The 4,400-nt window shown below is 53.4% G+C and carries 4 protein-coding genes; 1 reads left to right on the top strand and 3 read right to left on the bottom strand.

Features of this window, described 5'->3' with window-relative positions; genetic code table 11:
- The 3 genes from ACR0AP_RS20765 to ACR0AP_RS20755 all read right to left on the bottom strand — a co-directional run.
- On the bottom strand, window positions 1-555 hold a 555-nt coding region (locus tag ACR0AP_RS20765), incomplete at its 3' end, for a hypothetical protein (RefSeq protein ID WP_480509174.1).
- Between the two features lie 250 nt (window positions 556-805).
- Window positions 806-1,789: a lysozyme inhibitor LprI family protein gene (locus ACR0AP_RS20760; protein ID WP_480509172.1), complete on the bottom strand. Its 984-nt coding sequence runs from the start codon at window positions 1,787-1,789 to the stop codon at window positions 806-808.
- A gap of 386 nt (window positions 1,790-2,175) precedes the next feature.
- Window positions 2,176-3,516, bottom strand: coding sequence for an IS1182 family transposase (locus ACR0AP_RS20755; protein ID WP_480509170.1), 1,341 nt, complete (start codon window positions 3,514-3,516; stop codon window positions 2,176-2,178).
- A gap of 110 nt (window positions 3,517-3,626) precedes the next feature.
- On the opposite strand from ACR0AP_RS20755, the gene ACR0AP_RS20750 reads away from it, so the two are divergent.
- Window positions 3,627-4,235 (top strand): DJ-1/PfpI family protein, encoded by a 609-nt coding sequence (locus tag ACR0AP_RS20750; RefSeq protein ID WP_480509168.1) that lies wholly within the window; start codon window positions 3,627-3,629, stop codon window positions 4,233-4,235.
- The last annotated feature ends 165 nt before the right edge of the window (window positions 4,236-4,400 follow it).

The following is a 4,400-nucleotide window of genomic DNA, read 5'->3' as shown; positions in this document are numbered from 1 at the left end:
CCCTTTGGCTCTCAGAACAGAGACTTCGACCAGAGGGTCAAAATTTGATGTGACTAGGGTTCTCCCAAAGATCTTCGGCTGCAAAGCAATCAGTTTACCTAGGCTTTCAGCGCCGCGCGACAAATACCAACCGGATTCGTCATCATCCAAATCACGAAGCTGGCTACTACTTAATGTTCGAGCGTCGAATTTCTGAGGGTCGAAACTATCCGTTTGGTTGCGGGCTCTCAAAACAGCTTGTCGAATTAGGAGGTTGCATACGTCTTGCCCTCGACGTCCTTGCAAGAAGTGAAATGCCGCTTGGTACTGGTTTGGAGAACTAGTTATGTTGTTTTCAAATTTATTTCTACTTGGCGACTCTTCTGGAAATAGTTCGCGGACATGATCGACCATCTCTGGTACAGTCGAAACACCTGGTTGACCTTCATCATCTGGTGCCGTCAACGGCGAGCCAACTACAAAAACTACCTCTTTTTCGTCGGACTTTAAGCCGTCTGTTAGGCGGTCAAATAATGCATCTTCGTCAAAAAAATCAATGCTTTCGAGATTTGTCAATTTTGCCTCTGCTCGATGATGGGTTCGCTTTTTAGGTGAACAGTAGAGATGCAACATTGGGCTTACGAGCCCCAATTTTGATTTCTGCAATTTAGTCGCATATTGAGTTCTGCGAAGAAATTCGCCTCGCACGTTCAGGTTTTGAAGCAGCGTTCTTTTGTTGCAAGTCTATGTGAAGGTCGGCTTTGGACCGAGACTTTCCAACTGCACCCGCTGCGTCTCAAATAATTGGGAACGGCACGCTAGGGCTCTAGTTCATCCACTCTCTAATGACGGACTCAACCTGCTCTATGCGATCAGAAACCAAGGCCGACTTAGCGCCTGACCACACCATTGAGTACATAGAGCCACCTTCGACATTTGACGCTACAAGTTCCGCTTCCTTGTTAGCGTACTCCAGCCATACATCTTGCGAAGATTCTATTTTTTCCAGACAGATTCCTTCGATCTCAGAGAGACGCTTTAAGGCAGAAGAAAGCTGCTCTTCTAGTTCTTTCAACTCCAACCCAGCGTCGTAGTTCATTTGGGTTTGAGTTCGAGGTGTGGAGTCCTGTAGCAACTCGACAATGACCCAGTCGCAGGCCTCGATAAACTGTTGCGTAGCAGCGAAGAAACTTGGAATCTCCGAAAAATCCCAGACACTTTCAGTTGGAAGTTCGTGAGCCAGCACGTTTCGGACGTCTATCATCCGCTGCAGGTTTCTCATGTTCTGTTGGTAATCTGCAATTAGCGGCGGGAGCGGCCAGTTTGCCCTGTCTTCTGTCCACCTGGGGTGTGCTACTTTTAGTTTCGCAACAAACTCTGGTTCCAATTGCGTGAGCGCTGCTACAAAATTCCGGACATTGCTAACAGAAACAGCGTGAGCAGCAAAATCGCCGATTGAAAGGCGTTGTTGGTCTACAAACACGGCAAATGCGAGATCAATTTTCGTGCCCTTGGTCAGGTTCTCGGCTCTATCGAGGTATGGCTCTCCGGAATCGACAAGCTCTCTAATTGCTTCGCGCAAAAAGACCTCAAGTATAGTTGCCAATCGCAAAGGTATGAATTCACACAGAATCGCATCTTCTTGACCACGTTCCGCAAAGTCTGATTGAAGTCGGTGCAGTTGATTCAACAATTCCAAGCCGAACCTTGGTTGATCTCCTCTGCGCTCATTCCAATCGATAATCTGCTTGTAAGTTGGCTTCTTCATCACTGCGGCCTTCGACTTATTCGCATTGCTGATCTCATACATCTAACTTCGCATCTTATCCATTACATACGGCACCAGTACTCTCCACTTATCTGAGCACACCTGAGGTCGTATGGGCAAAATCCGATATACTGCAGGGGGGAAGCCTTAGGAACTGATGGAGGTCCGCTGAGGGCTGCGAGCGGTCCAATGCACCTGCAGCAGCCAAGTTATGCAGCAATGACTGGTAAGGGCTCGTTCCGGACCTTCTCCGCACCGCAGGATGTGCCAAAACTCAACCGTTTCTGTCACCGGCGGAAACGACCGATTTAGGTGAAAAACTCGACCTACTACATCTTGTGTTTAGCCGAGGCGCGCCTTCCCAAGCCGCTGAAATCGCGGTCAAAGGCAGTGTTTTTGGCGGTTGCAACTGAGGACGATGCTGATCCCTAACAGGGAACCATTTTGGCAAGACGTTTTAGGTTTTGGGCGGTGGCGGCGAGGAGGAATTCTTCGTTGGCTCCTTTGAGGCCCCGGAGCCGGAGGCGCTTGAAGCCGAGATGTCGTTTCAGATGGGCAAACAACATCTCGACCTTCTTTCGTCGTCGTCGGCTATCGTCATAGGCGGCGGTGCCACGCAACTCGCGGACCGCCTGTCGCGCCTCTTCGTCCATGTGGCGTGTGACCGTTCGGAATGGCGCATCAGTGCAGGCTTTCTTGATCGGACAGGTGCCGCAGGTTTCCTTCCCGGCGAAGTAGCTCTTGATCCGATCTTCCGTCTTGATCCGGCGCAGCGGCATCTCGTGCCCTTCGAGGCAGGTGTAGCTGTCGCGCGCGGGGTCGTACCGGAAATGGCTGAGGTCGTATTTGCCCTTGGTCTGATGTTGGCGATCCAGCACCGGCACATGTGGCGTGACTTTGCGCTTCAGGAGCCAGGCCAGGAACGGGCCAGTGCCGTATGACCCATCTGCCGCCACCCGATCCGGGTGGAAGTCATGGCGGTCACGGCTGCGGTCGAGCATCTTCTTGGCCGCGACAATCTCCTGGCTGAGCCTAGCGGGCGTGGCCTCCACATCGACGATGATGCCGTGATCGGTATCGACCAGATAGTTGGTCTCGTAGCTGAACCGGCCTGGGCCGTCTTTGAGCGACCATGCCGCTTCTGGATCGGTCTCTGAAAGATACTTGGGTGGCCTCTTCTTGGGGCCAGACCTGACCGCTCCATCGGCGTCGGCCAGCTTTTCCAGATATTCAGCCACCGGGCGCTTCATTTGTTCTTGCTGCGACCAGATTTTTTGAACCGTGTCCGGCGCATCCTTGCGGTCCCGGCTTGCATCCGCCTCAATGGTGCTGCCGTCGATGGCTGCGTCCGTGCCGCCGACAATGCCGAAGCCGATGCATTTTTCCACGACGCTTTCGAACAGGTGACGCAGTACGTCGCCATCGGCAAAGCGCCCGTGGCGGTTCTTGGAGAAGGTCGAGCGATCCGGAACCTGGCCTTCCAACCCAAGCTTACAGAACCATCGGTGTGCCAGATTGAGATGGACTTCCTCGACAAGCCGCCGCTCCGACCGGATGCCGTACAAATAGCCAATCAACAGCATGCGCAGCATCAGTTCGGGATCGACAGAAGGGCGTCCTGTGTGGCTGTAGAGCGCGGCCAGCTCCGCGCGGATCGCGTCGAAGTCCAGCAGCCAGTCAATCCGGCGCAAGAGGTGGTTCTGCGGGACATGATCCTCGATCCGAAACCGGTAAAACAGGTTCTCCTGCGTCTCCAACCGTCCCATCATCGCCTGATCCTCCCTGCTGATAAAGCAAGTGAATCAATCATTTGCGATTGGATCAAGCGTCTCGGTTCCGATAGTATCCGGACAAATGTGAAGCTACTTGAGGAACCGCAATGCGACGTATTGGTGCGTTGATCTTTCCAGGCTTTGAGCTGCTCGACCTGTTCGGGCCGCTTGAAATGTTCGGGCTGCTCAAAGACGATTTTGATCTCCAACTGGTCGCAGAAACCTCCGAACCCGTTGCAAGCAATCAGCAAGTGCGCGCCGATCCAGACGTGACTTTCCAAGATGCAGATCGCTTCGACGTCCTGTTTGTTCCCGGAGGCATGGGAACACGCCGGGAAGTGAGCAACATGGCTCTCTTGGATTGGGTCAGAGCCGTGGCAGAACCGGCGGAGTACGTCCTGAGTGTATGCACCGGAAGTTTACTTCTCGCCGGTGCGGGCGTGCTGGACGGGCAGCGGGCAACGACGAACAAAGCGGCCTTCACCAAAATCGCGGACCAATACCCGAAGGTCGATTGGGTGAAGCAAGCTCGATGGGTCGAGGATGGCAAGTTCATCACCTCGTCCGGTGTCTCAGCCGGGATGGATATGGCTCTGGGAGCAATCGCGCTGATGCATGACCAGGAGACAGCCGAAAAAGTCGCGATGTGGAGCGAGTATGACTGGCACCAGGACAAAGACTGGGACCCATTCGCAGAGGCGCATGGCCTCGTTTGATCTGGCCGAGTTTTTCACCAGCATCGACCGTTTTTGGCGCATTTAGTCGAAGGTCAGCTTCATTCATCCCCGTCGGCTCCTGCCGGGAGTTCAAAAATTAAACTCAGCTCTGGTGAGGAATGGTGCCGAGGCGGCAAGCTTTCTCAACTCGTCAAGAGATGAATA

Source organism: Ruegeria sp. AF7 (genome assembly GCF_056541885.1).
The sequence above is the reverse complement of the archived record's forward strand: the minus strand, read 5'-3'. Positions and strand labels throughout refer to the sequence as shown.